Origin of the sequence: Limnobacter litoralis (assembly GCF_030160455.1) — a bacterium.
In the GTDB taxonomy this organism is placed as follows: Bacteria; Pseudomonadota; Gammaproteobacteria; order Burkholderiales; family Burkholderiaceae_B; genus Limnobacter; species Limnobacter litoralis.
The window spans coordinates 1-604 of record NZ_BSOJ01000035.1 but is presented as its reverse complement, the minus strand read 5'-3'; the positions used below and the strand labels follow the sequence as shown (position 1 = coordinate 604).

The 604-nt window shown below is 49.2% G+C and carries 1 protein-coding gene and 1 pseudogene; both read left to right on the top strand.

Annotated elements, in window-relative coordinates:
- Positions 1–77: 77 nt before the first annotated feature.
- Positions 78–203: pseudogene (locus QQJ87_RS14650) on the top strand (hypothetical protein); the annotation flags it as partial.
- 129 nt (positions 204–332) lie between these two features.
- On the top strand, positions 333–551 hold the full coding sequence (locus QQJ87_RS14645) for an ATP-binding protein (RefSeq protein ID WP_348534586.1): 219 nt from the start codon (positions 333–335) through the stop codon (positions 549–551).
- Positions 552–604: the final 53 nt, after the last annotated feature.

The window sequence follows — 604 nt, the reverse complement described above, 5'->3', positions numbered from 1 at the left end:
CAAATCCCTCAACGGGAAGGCTGCATAGTTCGAGTTAACGTATCCATTAAACGAGGGCAAGGTCAGCAGCCGTTCAAACCAATGTTCAGTTGCTTCAGAAGATTCGCACGCAAACCAATGAAGATGAACGAGAAATTATGGACGACATTCAGACAGCAGTGTCCCGCTGCTCACGTCTGATCACTCAATTGCTCACCTTGTCCAAATCTGAATCTGTTCAGGCCGAATTGCACGATTGGGGAACGGTTGACGCCATTGAACTGATTCATGAAGCAGCCAGCACAGAGCTGCACAGCGCTGAGAAAAAGGGAGTCACGCTGACACTTCCAGACATGGAAGAAGGACCCAAAACCGTCGCGGGCAGCCGAATCATGCTGATCTTGCTGCTACGCAATTTGATCAACAACGCCATTCAATACAACCACAGAGGCGGGCAGGTCAAAGTAGAAATAGGAACAAACGACCAGCAAACGTACACGCTTGCTGTGCGGGATGACGGTCGCGGCATTGCGCCTGAAAACCGTTCAAAAGTGTTTGATTGCCTATTCTGACCAAATTGGACAGTGATTCTGGCTGAAACTGGACAGTCATTCCAGCTCAAACT

What these genes read in the sequence shown, in the direction of transcription:
- QQJ87_RS14645 (WP_348534586.1), top strand. Translation starts at nt 333, where the DNA reads ATGGAAGAAGGACCCAAAACCGTCGCGGGCAGCCGAATCATGCTGATC.